Genomic DNA, 20115 nt, shown 5'->3' on the forward strand with positions numbered 1-20115 from the left:
TATTATTTTGCCGAAAATAAAATAAATCATGCGTAAAATAATTATTGCTTTACTATCATTAGTAGTAATCACTTCTTGTTCTGAAAAAAAATCAGACAAAAATCTTCAAATAACCGGAAATATTAAAGGGTTAAAAAAAGGAACATTATACATTCAAAGAATCAAAGACACTACACTCGTAGCAATTGACACGATTAAAATTGATGGCGATTCTCATTTTACAAGTGAAATGAATATTGAATCACCAGAAATGTTGTACCTATTTTTAGACCGAGGTGTTTCAAATTCGGTTGATAACAACTTACCGTTTTTTGTTGAACCAGGAAAAATAAATATCGAATCCTCTTTAGAATTTTTTACAGCAGATGCTAAAATTACAGGATCAAAAAATCAAGAGCTTTATGATGAATATAAAAAAGTGGTTTCGCGCTATGTTGACCAAAATTTAGATTTAGTTCAAAAAAGATTTAATGCTTATAAAACTAAAAACACCTCTGAATTAGCAAAAATTCAAGCAGAGCAAGATAATATCTTAAAAAGAAAGTATTTATACTCTACCAATTTTGCAGTAAATAATGCTAGTCACGATGTTGCACCTTATATTGCAATTGCCGAAATATATGACATCAATCTGAAATATCTTGATACAATTCAAAAATCATTAACGCCAACTATTTCTAAATCGCTTTACGGAAAACAATTAAAGCAATTAATTGAAGAAAGAAAAAAGTTAGAAGAAGTAAAATAAAAAAAGCCCCAGAAACATTTTAGTTTTTGGGGCTTTTTTTTATCATATAATTTCTAGTTACAGGCTTTATCTAGATGTTTCTTTTTTCCGTTACTTCCGGGAGTTGTGCATAATGGAATATTTGCGAAAGGAAATACAGTGCCTGTTAACGGATTTGTAATTTCAATCTTAGTTGGAACACCATCACCATCATCGTCAATATCAATCATATTTGGCCTTCCGTCACCATCAGTATCTAAAAATGGTACTTCTATTAGGGTTTGTCCTCCAACATACTTAAAAGTATTAGAAAGTGGATTCTCCTTCCAACGTAAGGTTGCTGGAATTGCTGGATCTAAATTTCGTTCATCTTTAGATAAAATCCCATCCCTATCGTGGTCTCGGTATCTTAACTCATACAATTTAAAACTAAAAATAATTGGAGTATAAGAAGTAACCGAACCTGCAGAATCGCTATAGTAAGCTAAACCTGATGGTAAAAACATTACACCTGCACCGAAATCATTAAACGTTATAGGATTTGGACCTGGAGCTGTTGTATAAGTTCCTGTTTTGAAATTCGGAATAAGGTGTGACCAACCTGTAATTACATCTTGCAAACCGAACCACACGGGATTTGCAGCATTATCAAATTGAACGTCGCTTAAATTTATACCTCTGTAAGAGATATGAATAGAATCGACTTGCGTTGGTCTTTTACCATTCACTCCATCTCCTTCTCTAAATTTAATAAAATATGTTTTATATTGAATGCCGTCTTCTGCAATCAAGGTATCTCTTAATGGATATTGTGTTTGCGTTCTAATAGACTGTTGTGTTCCTCCTGCCGGAATTTTCGTAAAAGTAACATCAAAATTAGATGCATCAACAGTCATATAATGTGTATCAATGTATTCATCAATAGCTTTGATATCATCGGCATATTGCACAGCATAATCTCTAATTGGTGTTGGTTGGGTTTCATCTTCTTCACCACACGACACTAAAAGACTACAAAAAACAAAAACCGAAAGTATTTTAAAAATAGTATTCATTATTTATCAAATTTAAGTGCGCAAGATACAATATTGATTTATTTTTGTAAACAATTTAACGTTGATTTTACATATTTTTATGAGAGTAGATAAATACTTATGGTGTGTTCGATATTATAAAACTAGAAATATGGTTACCGAAGCTTGTAAAAAAAACCATATTACAGTAAATGGCCAAGTAGCCAAAGCATCTAAAGAGGTTTTTCCAAGTGATAAAATTACATTTCGAAAAGACCAAATTGTACATATAATAACCGTTTTGGACGTACCACCCAATCGCGTTGGTGCTAAATTAGTTGATGTGTACCGCAAAGATGAAACTCCTGCAGAGTCTTTTGCTCATTTAGAATTACTAAAATTATCTAAAGAACATTATAGAAAAACAGGCACAGGTCGACCGACCAAAAAAGATCGTAGAGATTTAGATGATTTAGAATTCAATACCGAAAACGATGAATCTGAATAGCGATTATTGGGAACAACGATACCAAAATAACGATACAACTTGGGACATCGGAACTATTTCTACACCATTAAAAGAGTATATTGATCAACTAAAGGACAAATCAATTAAAATTTTAATTCCTGGTGCTGGAAATGGTTATGAATTTGAGTACTTAATTTCTAAGGGATTTAATAATGTATTTGTATTAGATTTTGCTCAAGCACCACTTGACTCTATCTCAAAAAGAGTGTCTGAATGCAACACAAATCAATTAATTAAATCAGACTTTTTTGAACATTCAGGCAACTACGATTTAATTATCGAACAAACCTTTTTCTGTGCAATAAAACCAGCATTAAGAACTGCTTATGTACATAAAATGGAAAGCTTATTAAATCAAAATGGTAAAATTATTGGGTTATTACTTCAATTCCCACTAACCGAAATTGGTCCACCTTTTGGAGGATCGAAAGAAGAATATTCGTCCTTGTTCCAAAATAGTTTTAAAATAAAAACGCTTGAAACGGCATATAATTCAATAAAACCACGAGAAGGAAAGGAACTCTTTTTTATATTTACAAAAAAATAGCACAATGAGTCAAAATATTATTTTAACAAATCAAGAAATTGAGCATAAAATTAAGAGAATTGCTTATCAAATTTATGAAACATTCGTTGATGAAGAAAGTATTGTGTTGGCAGGAATTGCATCAAATGGCTACCTATTAGCAGAAAAATTAGCTACTGTTCTTACTGAGATTTCGTCTATTGAAGTGGTTTTGTGTGAAGTAAAAATTGATAAAGCAAACCCAAATTCTGAAATTTTCACGTCAATTACTAGTGACCTTTATCAAAACAAAGGAATTGTTCTAGTTGATGATGTTTTAAATTCAGGTTCTACTCTGATGTATGGAGTGAAACATTTTTTAAATGTACCATTGAAGAAATTTAAAACCGCTGTTTTAGTTGATCGCAACCACAAAAAATATCCAATTAAAGTAGATTTTAAAGGAATTTCACTGTCAACATCTTTACACGAGCACGTTGCCGTTGTTTTTACTGAAAATGAAAGTTACGCTGAATTAAGTTAACAACTCTTTTACTTCATTGGCTATGTCTTCAATGCTTTTTCCATCAATAGCTATTGAATGGGTAGCTTGGTTGTAATAAAAACTTCTATCAAAAAGATGTTTAGCTATAAATTCTTTAATTTCACTATCGTCTAAATTGGCAATCAGTGGACGTTTTTGTTTTTCAACTATCAAACGATTGAATAAAGTATCAACAGAAGCTCTTAAATAAATAGAAATAACATTATTTTCTTTTAACAACTCGTGATTGTTAAAATAGCACGGCGTACCTCCACCAGTACTAATAATTATCGAACGATCATCACTTAACAACTCTTTAAAAAGTTGATGTTCTTGCTTTCTAAAAAATAGCTCTCCTTTTTTTTGAAAAATTTCTTTAATTGACATTTGACATTTTTTTTCGATCAATTCATCTAATTCCACAGCGGAAATTCCAGTCAAAAATTCTAATTTTTGTGATATTACCGATTTGCCGCTTCCCATGTAACCTATTAAAACAACTTTTTTCATAGAATAAAACCTTATAAATTAAGGCGTTAAGATATATTATTAAAAAAAGGTAAATTTAAAGCAAAATTGCTTTGAAAAATAAATAATATCGCCTTATATTTGCACCCGCATTCAAGAAATGAAAATGACTCGATAGCTCAGTTGGTAGAGCACATCACTTTTAATGATGGGGTCCTGGGTTCGAGCCCCAGTCGGGTCACAAATTGGCCTTAGTCTAATGAAATATTGAATGCAATGACTCGATAGCTCAGTTGGTAGAGCACATCACTTTTAATGATGGGGTCCTGGGTTCGAGCCCCAGTCGGGTCACAAAAAAAGTCGAGCTATATGCTTGACTTTTTTTATTTAAGGCTTCGTGGAGAAATTGGTAGACTTGCTACTTTGAGGTGGTAGTGCTGAAAGGCGTGTGGGTTCGAATCCCATCGAAGTCACGGATGAATAGAATTCTAAATTAAAAGCTGAAAGCTTGCTTTCAAGTTTTTGATTTGGAATTTTATTTTTAAAACGGAGTTTTAAAGGATGGACGAAGTCAATCCCATCGAAGTCACGGATGAATAGAATTCTAAATTAAAAGCTGAAAGCTTGCTTTCAAGTTTTTGATTTGGAATTTTTTTTTAATTAGAATTTTAAAAGATAGACCAAGCAATACCTGCAAAATCATTCCCAAATTAAATCCAAACTAAAGGTATTCTTCGCTTTAGATTTTTATAATCAAAAATCATTATTGCCAAATAATTTTAAAAAATATCATTTTGTTTAATTTTTTTATTACTTTTGTTTAACAAAAATTAAAAAACAATGAACAGTGTTAAAAATACTTTCAGTATAAAAGACTTAGAAAACCTTTCAGGAATCAAAGCTCACACTATTAGGATATGGGAAAAACGTTATAACGTTTTAGAACCAATGAGAACAGATACCAACATCCGTTTTTATGATTTATCTGCTTTACAAAAGCTTTTGAACATAACATTGTTACATGATTATGGCTATAAAATATCGAAGATATCTAAAATGCCTCAAGAAAAAATTCCCGAATTAGTTCGTGACATCGTTTCTGCTAAAAGTGCCAAAAGCCACGCGATAAGTTCATTCAAGTTAGCAATGATGAATTTTGATCAGGCACTGTTTTTTAATACCTATAATTCATTACTTTCCGAAAAATCTTTTAGAGAAATTTTTTACGAAGTGTTCATTCCATTGATGGAAGAAATAGGTTTTCTGTGGCAAGCAGAAACCATTACACCAGCTCACGAACACTTTATTAGTTATTTAATCAAACTAAAATTATTGACTAACACTGAAAAAATTCAAACTGAAAATCCAACCAAAGACGACCGACTATTTGTGCTTTATCTTCCGATGAATGAGATTCATGAATTGGGATTAATGTATGTAAATTATGAAATCCTAAATAGTGGGTACAAAACCATTTATTTAGGAGAAAGTGTTCCACTAGAAAGTTTAAAAGATTTAAAAAAATATTTCGATAACATTACCTACATTTGCTATATGACAGTTGAGCCTGAAAAGGCTGAAATAAATAATTATCTAAAAGAGTTAAAAGAAGAAATTCTTGATGATACATCTGAATTGTGGTTATTAGGAAGAATGACAGATCATTTAGAACCCAAAAATCTAAATGACAAAACAAGAATATTTAAGTCAATCAGTGATTTAGTTGGAAACATATAAATTTTTCTTAAAAGTTTTTTATTGTTTAACTTTTTACTACTTTTGTTAAACAATATGGGAAAAGAAATTAAAATAATCGGTTCAGGATTTTCAGCATTAGCAGCATCTTGCTATTTGGCTAAAGAAGGTAATAATGTTACTATCTACGAAAAGAATAGTACAATTGGCGGTCGCGCAAGACAATTAAAAAAAGAAGGCTTCACATTTGATATTGGACCATCTTGGTATTGGATGCCCGATGTTTTTGAGAAGTTTTTCAATGACTTCAATAAAAAACCTTCTGATTATTATCAGCTAACAAAATTATCTCCTGCTTACAAGGTTTTCTTCGGCATAAATGAATTTGTAACTATTGCAGATAATTTACCACAAATTGTTGAAACATTTGAATCTATAGAAAAAGGTAGCGGTGCTAAATTGGAGGCTTTTATAAAAGAAGCACAAAGCAATTATGATATTGCTATAAAAGATTTAGTTTACCGACCAGGAGAATCACCATTAGAGTTAATAACACTTGAAACTGCAACACGTGTAAATCAATTTTTCTCTAACATTAGCAAAGATGTTAGAAAGAAGTTTAAAAACGATAAACTAATTCAAATTTTAGAATTTCCAGTTCTGTTTTTAGGTGCAAAACCATCTGATACGCCATCATTTTATAGTTTTATGAACTATGCCGACTTCGGTTTAGGAACTTGGCAACCAACTGGTGGAATGTATAGCGTAATCCTTGGAATTGAAAAACTAGCCAAAGAACTTGGAGTAGTAATTCATACAAATGCTAACATTGAAAAAATTGTTGTAAAAGATAATAAAGCTTCCGCACTCATTATTAATGGCGAAGAAATAGTTGCAGACATCATTTTGTCAGGTGCCGATTATCATCATACAGAAACACTTTTAGATCAAAACTACAGACAATATTCTGAAAAGTATTGGGATAAAAGAATTTTCGCACCTTCTTCCCTATTGTTTTATGTTGGATTCGATAAAAAATTAAACAACGTCGAACATCATAATTTATTTTTTGATGTGGACTTCAATCGACACGCAGCTGAGATTTACGACAATCCTAAATGGCCTAATGAGCCTTTGTTCTATGCTAATTTCACATCAGTAACTAATACTGATTTAGCACCTGAAAACTGTGAAAACGGATTTTTTCTGATTCCAATTGCTCCGGGAATTGAAGATACTGATGAATTAAGAGAAACTTATTTCGAAAAAATAATTAGTAGATTTGAAACAATTACACAGCAAAGTGTAAAAAATAATATTATCTTTAAGGAGTCTTTTTGTGTGAAGGATTTCATTAAAGAGTATAATTCGTATAAAGGAAATGCTTATGGAATGGCAAATACCTTATTACAAACAGCATTTTTAAGACCTAAACTGAAAAGTAAAAAAGTAAAAAATTTATATTTTACAGGACAACTAACAGTGCCAGGTCCAGGAGTACCACCAGCTTTAATTTCAGGAAAATTAGTAGCCGATTTAATAAAAAAATATAGCTAAAATTTAAATAGATGAAATCTCTTTTTGACACCGTATCATTTGAATGTAGCAAGAATGTAACAAAGTCTTACAGCACTTCGTTCTCCTCTGCTGTAAAAATGTTGGCACCTAAAATTAGACAAGACATATACAATGTATACGGTTTTGTTAGGTTTGCTGACGAAATTGTGGACTCATTCCACGATTATAATAAAGAAGATTTATTTCAATTATTTGAAAAAGATTTACAAGCGGCACTTGAAAATAAAATTAGTTTGAACCCTATTTTAAATTCGTTTCAACACACAGTGCACAAATATCAAATTCCGAATGATTTAATTGATGCTTTTATGAAAAGTATGAAATTAGATTTAGTAAAAACGGTCTACAAAACAGCCGAAGAATACAACGAATACATTTACGGCTCAGCTGATGTTGTTGGATTAATGTGCTTAAAAGTTTTTGTTGATGGAAACGAAGCAAAATATGAAGAACTTAAAAATTCAGCAATGCGCCTTGGTTCCGCATTTCAAAAGGTAAATTTCTTGAGAGATTTAAAAGCTGATTTTGAAGATTTAAGTAGAACTTATTTCCCAAATACCGATTTAACTAGATTAGATGAAGCTTCAAAAAATGAAATCATTAGAGAAATTGAGGCCGATTTTGAAGCCGGTTACCAAGGAATAGTTGGGTTGCCACTTGAAGCTAAATTTGGAGTTTATACTGCATACATCTATTACAAAAAATTACTTTCTAAACTTAAAAAAACACCTTCGGCCGAAATCAAAAATACTCGTATTAGAGTTTCTGATTATCAAAAATATGGCCTATTTGCTAAATGTTATTTTTCATACAAATTAAATATTATATAAATTATGTGGATTCATGTATTGGTTTTTATTCTGACCTTTGTATTAATGGAATTTATGGCGTGGTTTACGCACAAGTATGTAATGCACGGATTTTTGTGGTCATTACACGCTGATCATCACAAAAAAGATCACGATTCTTGGTTTGAACGCAATGATGCTTTTTTTATATTCTATGCGGTAGTCAGTATCGGATGTTTCTTATTATGGCAAAATGGAATTCTAGAAATTGGAATATCAATAGGATTAGGAATTTTTGCTTATGGTTTAGCTTACTTTATTGTGCACGACATTTTCATTCATCAACGTTTTAAAATGTTTAGGAATGCGAATAACGTTTATGCTAAAGGCGTTAGAAGAGCACACAAAATGCACCATAAACATATTGGAAAAGGTGACGGAGAATGTTTTGGAATGCTATTCGTACCTTTAAAATACTTCAAACAGAAATAAAAAAATCCGATTATCACGAATCGGATTTTTGTTTTTAACTAACCTCAATATTATAGTTTTTAAAATAACTATTTCATTAATCCTTTTAATGATTCCAGTTGCTTCATATCTATATTTGATTCTTTCAATACAGATAAGAACGTCATAGCATCTGCAGGATTCATATCTTTTCCTAAAATTCTTACCACAGCAAATCCGTTTTCACTTTTTGCTCCATATAATATGAATTCATCAATATGATCTTCATCACCAACAAAACTAATGGAAGCGCCGTCTTTTCCAGAGCCAAATTTCATTAATTGCTGATAATTGGTAGTGTCTTTTAGAATCTCGTTGATTTTTTTTCTTTCAACATCAAACTCACCTTTATTTTTGTTGTTAACTTGATATGCTAAAATATTCATTTTATCAAACGAGGCTAAAGCTTTACTTTGCTCGCCTGTTAACTTCGTTTTATCTAAATTTAATATACTTGGCGATACATCAACCACGACAAAACCTGGCTTTTCTTGATGTTCTACAAAATATTTTTGCAAACTTGGCTCTGAATTACAACTCATTAGTAATAAACTCAAAGCAATGGCTAAAAATGATATCACTTTCATAATAACTATTTTTTACCTTTCCCAGCTTTTTTCAACTCATCACCTCCAGGCAAATTCATTTTATCTGTCAAAGCAGAAAGTTCATCTAAATCAAAGTTACCTGTCAAAGACATTAAAACTGATTCTTCTTTTCCCGAACCTTCAATAAACATTAACAACTCTTTTACTTGAGATTCAGTTGCGCCCGATTTTACATAAATCTTTACGGTTTTACCTTTTTCATTAATACGCATTAACTCTTCTAAACCTGTTGTTTTGATGTATTTATCGGCAACTGCTTTCATATCATCACTTTTCTTGTCGTTGGCAGTTACAAATACTTTCAAGTTATCCAACTTCTTGATTAAGTTAATATATTGTTGCGATTGTTTGTCTTTTGAATCTACTTTACTCAACATTGTAAACATTTTTTTATTTACAATTACTGTGGTGATATCGTCTTGATTATCAAATTTATCAAAGACTGATTGTGCAAAAAAGGTATTAGAAACTAATACTAAAGCGATAATTAAAATTATTTTTCTCATGATTTCTATTCGTTTTTTTTTAACCTGAACTTAATTCTGATTTTCACCTTTAAAATTCAGATAAGATTAATGATTGATTACTTTTTAAAAATTCTGTTTTTTGATTGTTCATACTCGTTAATATAACTTACACTTTCAATGCCAGTATTTAAATGTTCTGAAACTAATGCTAAAGCTTTTTCTGTTTCTTGAAGCGCCAACTCCGGATTGTCTTCTGGTGAACAAGCCACAAATTGATCTGCTTTAGTATTGTTTAAAAAAATCGTCATACTAACACCAAGCAATACCACAACTGAAGCTGCAATAGATAACCACATAACGCTCGTAGGTTTTTTAGTTTTTAGTGGGATTTCCTGCGTAAACTGTTGTTCTTTTGCTTGAGAAAAATATCCAAAAATACATTGGTATTGTTTCAAATGCTGCGCAACATCTGTAGAAGAAAAATAAACTTTTAATTCATTTTCTTCAGCAATACTCGTTTCTCCTTCAAAGTATTTGTCTATTAAATTTTCTATTCTATCCAATGCCATAATTATGTGTTTTGGTCATTATTTCTCTAATCGTTTTTCTTGCTCTCGATAAGGCAACTCTAATAGCTGTCTCATTCATTTCTAATATTTTTGCAATATCTTCAAATTCATATTGCTCAATGTCTCTCATTTGAATAATTAGCTTTTGCTGTTCTGGCAAATCATTAATTATTTTTTCAACCCAACTTAAACTGTCTTCATCTTCTAACTTTTGCTGCAAACTTGCCTGATTGTCTGTGTAATTATTATGAACAATCGTCATATTATTGGCTCGCTTTGACTTCAATTGATCTAAACAATAATTTTTTGTCATCGTCATTGCCATCGCTTCGACACTTTTCAATTCAGATAGCGAATCATTTTTCGTCCATAATTTTACCAGAACTTCTTGAGTAGCATCTTCTGCTTCTTCAGTGCTGACAAGTAATCGTTTTGCTAACCTAAAGAGCTTGTCTTTAAATGGTGAAACTATCGTTATGAACTCGTTTTGTTGCATTGGTTTGGTTGGTTATATAAGGAAGACGAACGACACTAAATTTTGTTACACGATACTTTAATTTTTATAAAAAAAAATAACGCTTTCAAAGCAAAAACCTTTGAAAGCGCTATAAACAAAACAATTAAAAAAATCTTTACAGGGTAATATTTAAACCTAATCTAAAATTTCGGCCGCGTGTTGAGTATCCAATATTTTCAACAAATGCTTCATTTAATATATTAGTAGCTGATCCAAAAACGGATATTCTATTTTTAATCAATTCATATTTTATCAAAGCATTTACCAACTGATAAGAATCTAATCTTACAGTAGCGGTATCAAAATTTACTCCGTCATAGAACACATCTTGTCTTCCATCAACATATTGATAGTTTACGTTGAAGAATAATTTATTTGTAATTGAATAATCTACTGAAGCATTAACTTTGTGCTTTGGAATCAATCGTTCCAGATTCTTGTCAACCTGCGTGAAGGTGTAATTGGCATTCAATTTAAATTTACTGTTTAAAGCCAAGCTCAATTCAGTTTCAATACCTTTAGCTTTATTAATACCTTCAATATTTATATAATACGAATCAAAAGTGACTGCATCATAGAAAAATCCGAAGCTATTATTTTGTTCTCTGTAAAAAGCTACGGCATTGAAAACCATTTTTTTCTTTAACAATCCTACTTCAAAACCAGTTTCAATTGTAGCATTTTCTTCTGGTGTTAATTTCGTATTTCCAAATTCAGAATAAAGTTGGTATAAACTTGGTGTTACATAAGCTGTACTGTAAGAAGCTAAAAGTTTAAGTGGAACATCTTTTCCGAAACTAAAAGACGGATTAACATTGTAAACCACTTGATTTCCGTATTCACTATGGACATTTAATCGTGCTCCAGCGTTAATATTTAAACCAAATTTTGAAGAATAAACTCCAGTAAAATAAGGATCAACTGTATTAAATTTGGTGTTTTCTCTTTTGATATTGGCATAAGGCGTTTCACTCAACATATCATAAAATTGATAATTTACACCTGAAACAATATAAAAATTATTGTTCCATTTATACTTATTAAAAGCATCTAAATTCACACTTCTTGATTCATATAGTGAATTATCAAGAGCACTTGTCCAAGAGTTAAACTCGGTGTAATCTCTTTGTAACTTGGTAAAACTTGAATTTAAAACAAACTCACCTTTGGTGTATTTAAATTTTGGTGAAAATCCAAAACGAAATTGTTCTGTCGAGCTAGTATTTAAATTAGTATCGTTAAAACCAGTATTATCATATGAAAAATCATAATCATTTTTTAAAATATCATAATTACCGAAAAAATCTAAAGTCAAATTATCTGTGGCTTTAAATCCGATTTTTGACAAATAATTGACTCTTGAAAAACGATCATTTTCATACTTCACATTTTCAGGTGCAGCAATTTGCGACATTCCGCCACTTTCTGTACTATTAATTGATGCCGCATAATTGACTTTACTCACTGTTCCGTTAACAGAAAAACCTTGGTTAAAATCTTGACCATTGTATTTTTCGTTAGTAGAAGTGTTGTTCGAACCAATATTAAAATAAGCATTGGCCTGAATAGCTTTTTTAGAAGATTTTTTTAAAGTAATATTGATTACTGCAGTTGCCGCACCTGTTCCATAAAGTGTACTTGATGCGCCTTTCATAATCTCAATACTTTCGACTTGATCGACCGGAAGTAATCTTAAATCATACTCAAAACTAATTCCAGAAGCATCGGTAACAGGATTTCCGTCAATTACCACCAAAACTTGCTGATTTTTTCCACCTCGAATGTAATAACCCAGATTTTTTCCGTTAGCCGATTGATTTCCGTTAATCTCAACTCCAGCTACCGAACTCAATACTTTGGCAAGTGATTGACCTGATTTTTTTTCAAGTTCTTCCGATGAAATTTTTGTGATTACTTTTCCAGATTTTTCTTTGCTTTGAGCAAATTTAGTATCCGAAATTACTACTTCTTGAAGTTGATTCACCTTAACTGAATCTTGTTGTTGGGCATAGCCACAAGTTGTCATCAATGCTGAAATAGCACTGATACGAATGAAATTTTTGTTCATTTTTTTGTTAAACAATAACTTAATACTACTGGGAGAAAAGCACAGAATTACCCATACCCAAACCTTTTTTCCCGAAAGTTTGATACTCAATGTAAATGGCAGGTCTCCTGGCTTGCGTCTTGTTGTTTGCCTTCCCAATCGCCGTAACGAAAAGTGACATCGTAGATAACAACAAGCTTTGTAGCTTACAGTTGCGGGTACAGCGTAAGATTTTTGAATTATGAATGATGATTTTTAAATTTTGATTTTACATCTAAAATCAGAAATCGTTAATCTTCAATCTTCAATCACTTCCTTCCCTTTTAATGTTCCTCTGAAAATTCAAAGTCACAACCGAAATACGGCTGCAAATGTAATAGAATTTATACTACTTTTGCAAAAAAAATAACCAATGTCAAGAATTCTTAAATCAACTCTCCTAGTACTTATCATTTTCACTTTTGTTCAATGCAAAAAAGAAACCAGCACTAAAACTGAAGTAATTCCGACAAACGAAATAAAATATGCCAAAGGTTTTTCAATTGTAAATTATGAAGGTTATGCCGTTGTTACAGTAAACAATCCTTGGCCAAAAGCTTCAAAAACATACAAATACATTCTAAAAAAGAAAGACGGAATTGTTCCTGATTCATTAAAAAATAATCTCACTATTGCTGTTCCTATTCAGTCAATCGTGGTAACTTCAACAACACATATTCCTTCGTTGGAAATGCTTAATGAAGAGAAATCGTTAGCAGGTTTTCCAAATTTAGATTACATTTCATCCGAAAAAGTTCGCGCTTTGATTGATGCCAAAAAAGTAAAAGAATTAGGAACAAATCAATCCTTAAATACCGAACTTCTAATTGATTTACAACCCAATGTAATTATTGGTTATGGTTTAGATAACAGTAATCCAACATTAGATAATTTAGAAAAAAGTGGTTTAAAAGTACTTTTAAATGGCGATTGGAATGAGCAAACTCCTTTAGGAAAAGCAGAATGGATTAAATTTTTTGGTGCCATATATGACAAGCAAGAACAAGCCAACGAAATCTTTTCTAAAATTGAAAAAGATTATCTAAAAACCATAGAAATTGCTAAAAAAGCGACTTCAAAACCTACAATTTTAGCAGGTGATATTTTTGAAGGAAAATGGTATTTACCAAGCGGAACAAGTTGGGGAAGTTTGATTTTGAAGGAAGCCAATTCCAATTATTTATGGCAAGAAACTACTGGAACCGGAAGCTTATCATTATCCTTCGAAAAGGTTTTTGAAAAAGCAAAAGATGCTGATTTTTGGATTACTTCTGGACAATTTTCAACTTTCAAAGAAATGACTGATGCTAATCCACATTACAGTCAATTCAAAGCTTTTCAAAATAAAAACGTTTATTCTTTTGCTGGAAAAAAAGGAAAAACTGGTGGCGTTTTGTATTATGAATTAGCTCCAAATCGACCTGACTTAGTATTGAAAGATTTGGTTAAAATTTTGCATCCCGAATTACTGGCTGGTTACACTCCTTTCTTTTTTGAGAAATTGAAATGATTTTTTACACGAATTTCACGAATTTTCACGAGTTAAATAGAGTTGAAATTTCACGAATTATTAAAAATAAAGTTATTCAAAACTTAATGAATCTTTATTTCTTTATGGTTTAGAAATAATTCTTTTCAGGAATTACACAATTGAAAAAATGTTGTCATTTCGCGAATTTTTCTCAACTTTGCAAGAATTCAAACCTTTATAAATTTAATTTATTAATGGTTTAAAACCCAAAAAATGCTCAAAACTAAAAATACAATTCTTTTTACAATTTTGACATTGACCTTATTATTGATATTATTATTGAATATCTCTTTTGGTCAAGTGGCTATTCCGGTTAAAGAAGTTTTTAAAAGTATTTTGGGCGATACGGCAAGCAAAGAAACTTGGGAATACATCATCATAAATTTTAGGTTACCAAAAGCAATCACAGCAATTCTAGTAGGAATTGGTTTATCAGTTTCTGGACTTTTAATGCAAACCTTATTCAGAAATCCGCTTGCTGGACCTTATGTTCTTGGATTAAGTTCGGGATCGAGTTTAGGCGTTGCTTTTGTAATTTTGGGCGCGAGTTTATTGCCCTCATTTTTATCTGAAATTTTACTTTCGTCCTACGGAATTATTATTGCCTCGTGTGTTGGAAGTTTTTTGGTACTCCTATTGGTTTTAATAGTTTCACAACGACTTCGCGATACGACAACAATTCTTATCGTCGGATTAATGTTTAGTAGTTTTACAAGTGCTATAGTTTCGGTTTTAACCTATTTCAGTTCAGCAGAACAACTGCAAAGATTTACCTTTTGGAGTATGGGAAATATTGGTAACTTATCTTGGAATTCTATTTTAATTTTAACCATTTCGGTTATTATTGGATTGCTTTTAAGTTTGGCATCAATCAAAGCTTTAGACGCTCTTTTGTTAGGAGAAAATTATGCAAAAAGTATGGGTTTAAACATCCAGAAATCAAGATATATTATCATTTTAGCAACTTGTATTTTGGCAGGAAGCATCACAGCTTTTGCCGGACCAATTGCTTTTATTGGATTAGCAGTGCCGCATTTAGCAAAGCTTTTATTTCAAACTAGCAATCACAAAATAGTCTTTTTCGGAACACTATTAATTGGTGCTATCATTATGCTTTTTTGCGATATGATTTCTCAAATGCCAGGAATGGATTTTACCTTACCTATTAATGCAATTACATCTATAATTGGTGCGCCGATTGTAATTTGGCTGTTAATTAGGAAGAAAAATTTAGTTAGATAATTTTGAAACACATAGAAACATAGATTTTATTATTGTTACAAGAAATTGATAGTAAAAAAAGCGATGTTTTTTTATAGATTAGAAAACTATGATTCGATGTGTTTAAGAAAAATGATTGTAATGATTACACAAAAATATTTAGACGATTTAACTTATGAAGTCATTGGTTCAGCTATTGAAGTTCACAAAACTTTAGGAAGAGGTTTACTTGAAAGTGTTTATCACGAATGTATGAAAGAAGAATTAATGTGTAGAAAAATTAATTTTCAAACAGAAATGAAAATTCCATTACTTTACAAAGAAAAAGAATTGAAAGTAGATTTCAGATGTGATTTATTTGTTGAGAACAGTTTGATTGTTGAATTAAAGTCGATTTTACAGCTAAATCCAATAAACGAAGCGCAATTGTTAACTTATATGAAACTTTTGAAAGCTCCTAAAGGTATAATCATAAATTTCAATTGTTTCAATATATTTAAAGAAGGACAAAAAACATTTGTCAATGAATATTTTAAAAAGCTACCCGAAGTTTAATAACCCTAAATGAAAAGCTTTAGCTTCTGTAACAATCTTTATTCATAATTTTTCTATGTTTCTATGTGTTTAAAAATTTATAATGAGTAACAATACCATTCTTTCCACCTCTAATTTATCCATTGGTTATGTTACCAAGAAGGAAAATAATGTCATTGCATCTAATTTGAATTTGAATTTAAAATCAGGAAAATTAATAAGTTTAGTTGGTCCGAATGGTGTCGGAAAATCAACTTTATTACGAACAATTACCGGAATTCAAAAACCACTTTTAGGAACAATTATTTTAAATCAAAAAGAGATTCAAAATTATAAACCATTAGAATTAGCTCAAAATTTAAGTTTGGTTTTAACCGAAAAATTACCAACAAGCAACTTAACCGTTTTTGAATTAATTGCTCTCGGAAGACAACCTTACACCAATTGGATAGGAAATCTTTCGGAAAATGATATTGAAAAAATAAATGAATCGATTAGACTTACTCAAATTGAACATTTAAATCCTAAAAAACATTTTGAAATTAGTGATGGTCAATTTCAAAAAGTATTGATTGCAAGAGCATTAGCACAAGACACACCGCTAATTATTTTAGATGAACCAACAACACATTTGGATTTAGTACATAAAGTTTCGGTTTTTAAATTGCTTAAAAAACTGACTCAAGAAACTAATAAATGCATCTTATTTTCGACACACGATATTGATTTAGCCATTCAACTTTCTGATGAAATGATAGTGATGACTGATGAAACTGTTACCCAAGATGAACCTTGTAATCTAATTTCCAAAGGGATTTTTGATTTACTTTTTAAAGATGAAAACATAACATTTGATCCTAATTTCGGAAAATTTATTATCAAATAATTATGATTTGTTTGGCTTGCAAAATTATTTAAAAAACTACTTTTGGTGTAAATAAAAATAATTATGAAAAATCTTTTTACATTACTTTTTGCATTTGCAATATTAACCTCACAAGCACAAAAATTAGTATCTTACTCTGATGGAGCACAAAAATTAGAAGGAATTGTTTCTACTCCAACTAAAAAAGAAGCGAACGGAAACGCAGTTTTACTTCTACCAGCTTGGATGGGAATTGATAATAATGCCAAAGAAAATGCTGCTGAATTAGCTAAATTGGGTTATTTAACGTTTGTTGCAGATATTTATGGTGTTGACAAACGACCAAACAATCCTGGTGAAGCCGGAAAAATTGCAGGTTATTACAAAACTAATATTGCAGAATACCACAAGAGAATTCAATTAGCGTTAGATGAACTTGTAAAACAAGGCGCAAATCCTGATAAAATTGCTGTAATTGGTTACTGTTTTGGCGGAACTGGAGCAATTGAAGCAGCAAGAACCAATATGAAAATAAGAGGTGTGGTTTCGTTTCACGGTGGTTTAGGCAGAGATGCTACTAGAACTATTGAACCAATTACTACCAAAGTGCTAGTACTTCACGGTGCAGACGATTTTTATGTTCCTGAAACTGAAGTTAAAGCTTTTCAAGACGAAATGAGAACAGCAAAAGCAGATTGGCAAATGATTTATTATGCTAATTCTGTTCACGCTTTTACGCACAAAGATGCCGGAAATGATAATAGCAAAGGCGCAGCATATAACGAAAAAGCGGCAAAAAGATCTTGGCAAGCAATGAACGATTTCTTTAACGAAATTTTCAAATAATTTTAAATACACTTTTGTAATTACGTTAAATCCTTCAAAAAATTAATGATTCAAATCGATAATTTTTTGAAGGATTTTTATTTGTTATGTTGGATGTTTTTTTTCAAAACGAACTCTATACACTTGAAGCAAATTTTCTAATTTGTCATTATCAATTTCTAAATCATCAATTTGCATTTCTTGCTGTTTGTTTTTGTAATAAAAAACCAAATAATAGTTTGTATGTTTACCGCTACTTCGTATTTCAGTCATTTCTTTAGTTATGTATTCCCATTTCATTAACTCATTTTTGTGCAACAAAATACCTTCTGAAGATAGTATTATTCTTGGTGACTTTGAAAATAATTTTAGTAATGATGAAATAAAAAAATAGGATCCTAGTGCGCCGAATAAAAGAACAACTATAATTTGATCATTAGTTTCAAAAAAATAAAATCCACCAATTACAAATGCAAGTCCAATTACAATTCCAAAAATTAAAGATGCTTTAGAATAATGAATAAAAGTTTCTTTTGGAACATTCAAATCATCTTTATAAACATCTTTTTCAAGAAATTTTTTATCTAAATAGTTTAATTTTTGCTTTTGTTCATAGCTAATAATTTGTGTCTTATTAAACCAACTTTCATCATTCCAAATTAACTTTTGTTCTATTGCTTTTCGTTTTAATTCATGTACGTTTCTAACGTTCTCAAAAGCCCAAATTTTCCATTCCACCACAAAATAACTCCACGCCAACCAAGACAAAACAAAACCTACCACGAATGAAACTGGAATAATCCAACCGTCAAGAATTTGCAAATATTGAAGAAAAAAACCTGATCCAATTGATAGGAATAGCAAACACATCGGTAGATAAACTAACTTTATTTTTCCTTTATTGATTGCATCTGCAACTGTAATATTTTCTCTCATAAATTAATTTAGATGATTTTATTATTTTTATTGAAACGTTCTCTATGAATTTCAACAGACTTAATCAACTCAAAAAAATCATAATTATATTTATCTAGTTTAAATTCATAACTTTTATGCAATTCCGAATTATAAAATTTAAAATAATAAATTTGATTTCGACCAACCATACTAGAGGTAATTCTTTCATTTTCAATTAAACTCCACGAGATTAAAGGTTCATCTCTAACTAGTATTCCTTTTGAATTAATTCTTAGTTGTATCGTATTCCACTCTAATAAAAAATGCTTAATGTAATTCAGCAAAAAAATAGAACCAACTAGAAAAATAAGTGCTAAAATATACTGAGTAATAAATATAAAATAAAAAGCAGCAGTTGTTAAAATTAAAGAGAAAACTAGTAAAAAAATCGTGTTCAATCTTGAATAATAAACAACCGTTTCTTCAGAATGCCACTGATTATTTAAATCAACAATTGGTCTCATATTTTTATTTCAAATTTATTTGCCGCTTAGCTTCACCAACAACAAATGCTACCGAATTAGCCACATTAAAACTTCTAATCAAGTTGGACATCGGAATGGTTAAATGATTTTCAAATCTAGCAAGAACTTCTTGCGATAATCCTTTACTTTCTTTTCCGAAAACCAACCAATCACCATCTTGGAATTCAGCATCGTAGATTGATTTTTTAGAATGTGAACTCATTAAAAATACTCTTGATTTATCAGGAATTATTGCAATCCATTCGTCAACATTTTGATATTCGGTTACATCAAGATGTACCCAATAATCTAAACCAGAACGTTTTAAATTAGCATCATTAATTACAAATCCGAACGGATGAATTAAGTGCAAACGACTTTCGGTTCCAACACACAAACGACCAATATTTCCAGTGTTATTCGGAATCTCTGGCTCAACTAAAACTACATTTAACATAATTTATCTATAACGTATCATTAATATTTGAAAAATCTCCTACCTCAACAACTTCACCTGCTTTTAAGTCATTCAAAAAAATGTTTCCTACTCGCACACGAACCAATCGCAAGGTTGGAAATCCTACAGCCGATGTCATTTTACGCACTTGCCGAAATTTACCTTCATTTATGGTTATGGTTAACCAAGAAGTTGGTCCGTGACGCTCGTCTCTAATTTTTTTTCCACGATCTCCAAATTCGGGTTGCGTTTCTAAAATGGAAGCTTGACATTTTCGAGTGAGGTATTTCTTTCCGTTGAAACCGATTTCGACTCCACTTTTTAACTTTTCAATAGCTTCTTGATGAATAATGCCGTCTACTTGAACATAATATTCTTTTTCTACTTTTTTACTGCGAACAATTTCACTCATCATTCCATCTGTTGTTAGCAAAAGTAAACCTTCAGAATCTTCGTCTAATCGACCTATTGCCATTGTTCCTGGCGGAAAATCATATAATTCTCCTAGTAACTTTTTCTTACGCTTTAATTCGTAAATGAATTGCGATAAATAGCCGTAGGGTTTGTGGATTAAGAAATGTCGATGGTCGGGCATTGAATTATTTTTCTGTAAAAATAAAAAAGACTGCCAACAATGACAGTCTTTCTTTAAATTTT

At 30.8% G+C, this 20115-nt stretch carries 24 protein-coding genes, 3 tRNA genes and 1 riboswitch; of the genes, 16 read left to right on the forward strand and 11 right to left on the reverse strand.

Annotation, left to right across the window (positions count from 1 at the left end):
• Positions 1 to 28 precede the first annotated feature (28 nt).
• Entirely contained in the window at positions 29 to 748 is a 720-nt protein-coding gene (locus tag Q0050_RS09980) for a DUF4369 domain-containing protein (RefSeq protein ID WP_298394992.1), read from the forward strand.
• A 53-nt stretch (positions 749 to 801) separates the two neighbouring features.
• Here Q0050_RS09980 and Q0050_RS09985 read toward each other — a convergent pair whose 3' ends face one another.
• Positions 802 to 1782 carry an FKBP-type peptidylprolyl isomerase gene (locus tag Q0050_RS09985; protein ID WP_298394995.1) on the reverse strand — a complete coding sequence of 327 codons (981 nt, stop codon included), beginning with the start codon at positions 1780 to 1782 and terminating at the stop codon, positions 802 to 804.
• A gap of 79 nt (positions 1783 to 1861) precedes the next feature.
• Here Q0050_RS09985 and Q0050_RS09990 point away from each other — a divergent pair, with 79 nt between their 5' ends.
• From Q0050_RS09990 to Q0050_RS10000, 3 genes are read left to right on the forward strand one after another with little or no spacing between them, the layout of a single operon-like run.
• Positions 1862 to 2248: a S4 domain-containing protein gene (locus tag Q0050_RS09990; RefSeq protein ID WP_298394997.1), complete on the forward strand. Its 387-nt coding sequence runs from the start codon at positions 1862 to 1864 to the stop codon at positions 2246 to 2248.
• Positions 2235 to 2816 (forward strand): SAM-dependent methyltransferase, encoded by a 582-nt coding sequence (locus Q0050_RS09995; protein ID WP_298395000.1) that lies wholly within the window; start codon positions 2235 to 2237, stop codon positions 2814 to 2816. Before Q0050_RS09990 ends, Q0050_RS09995 begins: the two co-directional genes overlap by 14 nt.
• A 4-nt stretch (positions 2817 to 2820) precedes the next feature.
• Positions 2821 to 3318: a phosphoribosyltransferase family protein gene (locus Q0050_RS10000; protein ID WP_298395002.1), complete on the forward strand. Its 498-nt coding sequence runs from the start codon at positions 2821 to 2823 to the stop codon at positions 3316 to 3318.
• Here Q0050_RS10000 and Q0050_RS10005 read toward each other — a convergent pair.
• A complete protein-coding gene (locus Q0050_RS10005) occupies positions 3310 to 3828 on the reverse strand; it encodes a shikimate kinase (RefSeq protein WP_298395004.1) in 519 nt (172 codons plus the stop codon). The genes Q0050_RS10000 and Q0050_RS10005 overlap by 9 nt on opposite strands.
• 126 nt (positions 3829 to 3954) lie before the next feature.
• Between Q0050_RS10005 and Q0050_RS10010 the strand changes: the two genes are divergently transcribed.
• The 7 genes from Q0050_RS10010 (at position 3955) to Q0050_RS10040 (ending at position 8339) form a co-directional block, all read left to right on the forward strand.
• Positions 3955 to 4027 (forward strand) — tRNA-Lys (locus Q0050_RS10010).
• 37 nt (positions 4028 to 4064) lie between these two features.
• Positions 4065 to 4137: transfer RNA gene (locus Q0050_RS10015), tRNA-Lys, on the forward strand.
• A gap of 40 nt (positions 4138 to 4177) precedes the next feature.
• Positions 4178 to 4259 (forward strand) — tRNA-Leu (locus Q0050_RS10020).
• Between the two features lie 367 nt (positions 4260 to 4626).
• The gene (locus tag Q0050_RS10025; RefSeq protein ID WP_298395007.1) at positions 4627 to 5523 is read left to right on the forward strand and encodes a MerR family transcriptional regulator; all 897 of its coding nucleotides are present in this window, start codon (positions 4627 to 4629) and stop codon (positions 5521 to 5523) included.
• A gap of 54 nt (positions 5524 to 5577) precedes the next feature.
• Entirely contained in the window at positions 5578 to 7038 is a 1461-nt protein-coding gene (locus Q0050_RS10030) for an NAD(P)/FAD-dependent oxidoreductase (protein WP_298395010.1), read from the forward strand.
• A gap of 11 nt (positions 7039 to 7049) precedes the next feature.
• A complete protein-coding gene (locus Q0050_RS10035) occupies positions 7050 to 7889 on the forward strand; it encodes a phytoene/squalene synthase family protein (RefSeq protein WP_298395013.1) in 840 nt (279 codons plus the stop codon).
• 3 nt (positions 7890 to 7892) lie between these two features.
• Positions 7893 to 8339 (forward strand): sterol desaturase family protein, encoded by a 447-nt coding sequence (locus Q0050_RS10040; protein WP_298395015.1) that lies wholly within the window; start codon positions 7893 to 7895, stop codon positions 8337 to 8339.
• 68 nt (positions 8340 to 8407) lie between these two features.
• Here Q0050_RS10040 and Q0050_RS10045 read toward each other — a convergent pair whose 3' ends face one another.
• The 5 genes from Q0050_RS10045 to Q0050_RS10065 form a co-directional block, all read right to left on the reverse strand.
• Positions 8408 to 8944, reverse strand: a complete 537-nt coding sequence (locus Q0050_RS10045) for a DUF4252 domain-containing protein (RefSeq protein WP_298395018.1) — start codon at positions 8942 to 8944, stop codon at positions 8408 to 8410.
• A gap of 5 nt (positions 8945 to 8949) precedes the next feature.
• Positions 8950 to 9471: a DUF4252 domain-containing protein gene (locus Q0050_RS10050; RefSeq protein ID WP_298395021.1), complete on the reverse strand. Its 522-nt coding sequence runs from the start codon at positions 9469 to 9471 to the stop codon at positions 8950 to 8952.
• A gap of 77 nt (positions 9472 to 9548) precedes the next feature.
• Entirely contained in the window at positions 9549 to 10001 is a 453-nt protein-coding gene (locus Q0050_RS10055; protein ID WP_298395024.1) for a hypothetical protein, read from the reverse strand.
• Positions 9988 to 10497, reverse strand: a complete 510-nt coding sequence (locus Q0050_RS10060) for a sigma-70 family RNA polymerase sigma factor (protein WP_298395026.1) — start codon at positions 10495 to 10497, stop codon at positions 9988 to 9990. Before Q0050_RS10060 ends, Q0050_RS10055 begins: the two co-directional genes overlap by 14 nt.
• 136 nt (positions 10498 to 10633) lie before the next feature.
• A complete protein-coding gene (locus Q0050_RS10065) occupies positions 10634 to 12586 on the reverse strand; it encodes a TonB-dependent siderophore receptor (protein ID WP_298395028.1) in 1953 nt (650 codons plus the stop codon).
• A 79-nt stretch (positions 12587 to 12665) separates the two neighbouring features.
• Positions 12666 to 12939: riboswitch (cobalamin riboswitch) on the reverse strand.
• Between the two features lie 38 nt (positions 12940 to 12977).
• On the opposite strand from Q0050_RS10065, the gene Q0050_RS10070 reads away from it, so the two are divergent.
• From Q0050_RS10070 to Q0050_RS10090, 5 genes are all read left to right on the forward strand, one after another.
• A complete protein-coding gene (locus Q0050_RS10070; protein ID WP_298395030.1) occupies positions 12978 to 14114 on the forward strand; it encodes an ABC transporter substrate-binding protein in 1137 nt (378 codons plus the stop codon).
• Between the two features lie 234 nt (positions 14115 to 14348).
• Positions 14349 to 15377 (forward strand): iron ABC transporter permease, encoded by a 1029-nt coding sequence (locus Q0050_RS10075; RefSeq protein ID WP_298395032.1) that lies wholly within the window; start codon positions 14349 to 14351, stop codon positions 15375 to 15377.
• A 120-nt stretch (positions 15378 to 15497) separates the two neighbouring features.
• Entirely contained in the window at positions 15498 to 15911 is a 414-nt protein-coding gene (locus Q0050_RS10080; RefSeq protein WP_298395034.1) for a GxxExxY protein, read from the forward strand.
• Positions 15912 to 15993: 82 nt separating this feature from the next.
• Positions 15994 to 16776 carry an ABC transporter ATP-binding protein gene (locus tag Q0050_RS10085; RefSeq protein ID WP_298395036.1) on the forward strand — a complete coding sequence of 261 codons (783 nt, stop codon included), beginning with the start codon at positions 15994 to 15996 and terminating at the stop codon, positions 16774 to 16776.
• A 63-nt stretch (positions 16777 to 16839) separates the two neighbouring features.
• The gene (locus Q0050_RS10090) at positions 16840 to 17601 is read left to right on the forward strand and encodes a dienelactone hydrolase family protein (RefSeq protein ID WP_298395039.1); all 762 of its coding nucleotides are present in this window, start codon (positions 16840 to 16842) and stop codon (positions 17599 to 17601) included.
• An 84-nt stretch (positions 17602 to 17685) separates the two neighbouring features.
• Here the strand turns inward: Q0050_RS10090 and Q0050_RS10095 are convergent, their stop codons facing one another.
• The 4 genes from Q0050_RS10095 to Q0050_RS10110 are packed head-to-tail and all read right to left on the reverse strand — an operon-like array spanning position 17686 to position 20053.
• Positions 17686 to 18516, reverse strand: coding sequence for a hypothetical protein (locus Q0050_RS10095; RefSeq protein WP_298395042.1), 831 nt, complete (start codon positions 18514 to 18516; stop codon positions 17686 to 17688).
• A gap of 8 nt (positions 18517 to 18524) precedes the next feature.
• Entirely contained in the window at positions 18525 to 19001 is a 477-nt protein-coding gene (locus Q0050_RS10100; protein ID WP_298395044.1) for a hypothetical protein, read from the reverse strand.
• A gap of 4 nt (positions 19002 to 19005) precedes the next feature.
• Entirely contained in the window at positions 19006 to 19458 is a 453-nt protein-coding gene (locus Q0050_RS10105; RefSeq protein WP_298395047.1) for a tRNA (cytidine(34)-2'-O)-methyltransferase, read from the reverse strand.
• A 7-nt stretch (positions 19459 to 19465) separates the two neighbouring features.
• Positions 19466 to 20053, reverse strand: a complete 588-nt coding sequence (locus tag Q0050_RS10110; RefSeq protein WP_298395050.1) for a pseudouridine synthase — start codon at positions 20051 to 20053, stop codon at positions 19466 to 19468.
• Between the last annotated feature and the right edge of the window lie 62 nt (positions 20054 to 20115).

It is taken from the genome of Flavobacterium sp. (genome assembly GCF_027483985.1).
Lineage (GTDB): Bacteria > Bacteroidota > Bacteroidia > Flavobacteriales > Flavobacteriaceae > Flavobacterium.

What these genes read in the sequence shown, in the direction of transcription:
- Q0050_RS09980 (WP_298394992.1), top strand. Translation starts at nt 29, where the DNA reads ATGCGTAAAATAATTATTGCTTTACTATCATTAGTAGTAATCACTTCT.
- Q0050_RS09990 (WP_298394997.1), top strand. Translation starts at nt 1,862, where the DNA reads ATGAGAGTAGATAAATACTTATGGTGTGTTCGATATTATAAAACTAGA.
- Q0050_RS10100 (WP_298395044.1), bottom strand. Translation starts at nt 19,001, where the DNA reads ATGAGACCAATTGTTGATTTAAATAATCAGTGGCATTCTGAAGAAACG.
- Q0050_RS10095 (WP_298395042.1), bottom strand. Translation starts at nt 18,516, where the DNA reads ATGAGAGAAAATATTACAGTTGCAGATGCAATCAATAAAGGAAAAATA.
- Q0050_RS10105 (WP_298395047.1), bottom strand. Translation starts at nt 19,458, where the DNA reads ATGTTAAATGTAGTTTTAGTTGAGCCAGAGATTCCGAATAACACTGGA.
- Q0050_RS09985 (WP_298394995.1), bottom strand. Translation starts at nt 1,782, where the DNA reads ATGAATACTATTTTTAAAATACTTTCGGTTTTTGTTTTTTGTAGTCTT.
- Q0050_RS10045 (WP_298395018.1), bottom strand. Translation starts at nt 8,944, where the DNA reads ATGAAAGTGATATCATTTTTAGCCATTGCTTTGAGTTTATTACTAATG.
- Q0050_RS10040 (WP_298395015.1), top strand. Translation starts at nt 7,893, where the DNA reads ATGTGGATTCATGTATTGGTTTTTATTCTGACCTTTGTATTAATGGAA.
- Q0050_RS10085 (WP_298395036.1), top strand. Translation starts at nt 15,994, where the DNA reads ATGAGTAACAATACCATTCTTTCCACCTCTAATTTATCCATTGGTTAT.
- Q0050_RS10055 (WP_298395024.1), bottom strand. Translation starts at nt 10,001, where the DNA reads ATGGCATTGGATAGAATAGAAAATTTAATAGACAAATACTTTGAAGGA.
- Q0050_RS10005 (WP_298395004.1), bottom strand. Translation starts at nt 3,828, where the DNA reads ATGAAAAAAGTTGTTTTAATAGGTTACATGGGAAGCGGCAAATCGGTA.
- Q0050_RS10030 (WP_298395010.1), top strand. Translation starts at nt 5,578, where the DNA reads ATGGGAAAAGAAATTAAAATAATCGGTTCAGGATTTTCAGCATTAGCA.
- Q0050_RS10035 (WP_298395013.1), top strand. Translation starts at nt 7,050, where the DNA reads ATGAAATCTCTTTTTGACACCGTATCATTTGAATGTAGCAAGAATGTA.
- Q0050_RS10080 (WP_298395034.1), top strand. Translation starts at nt 15,498, where the DNA reads ATGATTACACAAAAATATTTAGACGATTTAACTTATGAAGTCATTGGT.
- Q0050_RS10090 (WP_298395039.1), top strand. Translation starts at nt 16,840, where the DNA reads ATGAAAAATCTTTTTACATTACTTTTTGCATTTGCAATATTAACCTCA.
- Q0050_RS10110 (WP_298395050.1), bottom strand. Translation starts at nt 20,053, where the DNA reads ATGCCCGACCATCGACATTTCTTAATCCACAAACCCTACGGCTATTTA.
- Q0050_RS10050 (WP_298395021.1), bottom strand. Translation starts at nt 9,471, where the DNA reads ATGAGAAAAATAATTTTAATTATCGCTTTAGTATTAGTTTCTAATACC.
- Q0050_RS10075 (WP_298395032.1), top strand. Translation starts at nt 14,349, where the DNA reads ATGCTCAAAACTAAAAATACAATTCTTTTTACAATTTTGACATTGACC.
- Q0050_RS10000 (WP_298395002.1), top strand. Translation starts at nt 2,821, where the DNA reads ATGAGTCAAAATATTATTTTAACAAATCAAGAAATTGAGCATAAAATT.
- Q0050_RS09995 (WP_298395000.1), top strand. Translation starts at nt 2,235, where the DNA reads ATGAATCTGAATAGCGATTATTGGGAACAACGATACCAAAATAACGAT.
- Q0050_RS10070 (WP_298395030.1), top strand. Translation starts at nt 12,978, where the DNA reads ATGTCAAGAATTCTTAAATCAACTCTCCTAGTACTTATCATTTTCACT.
- Q0050_RS10060 (WP_298395026.1), bottom strand. Translation starts at nt 10,497, where the DNA reads ATGCAACAAAACGAGTTCATAACGATAGTTTCACCATTTAAAGACAAG.
- Q0050_RS10025 (WP_298395007.1), top strand. Translation starts at nt 4,627, where the DNA reads ATGAACAGTGTTAAAAATACTTTCAGTATAAAAGACTTAGAAAACCTT.
- Q0050_RS10065 (WP_298395028.1), bottom strand. Translation starts at nt 12,586, where the DNA reads ATGAACAAAAATTTCATTCGTATCAGTGCTATTTCAGCATTGATGACA.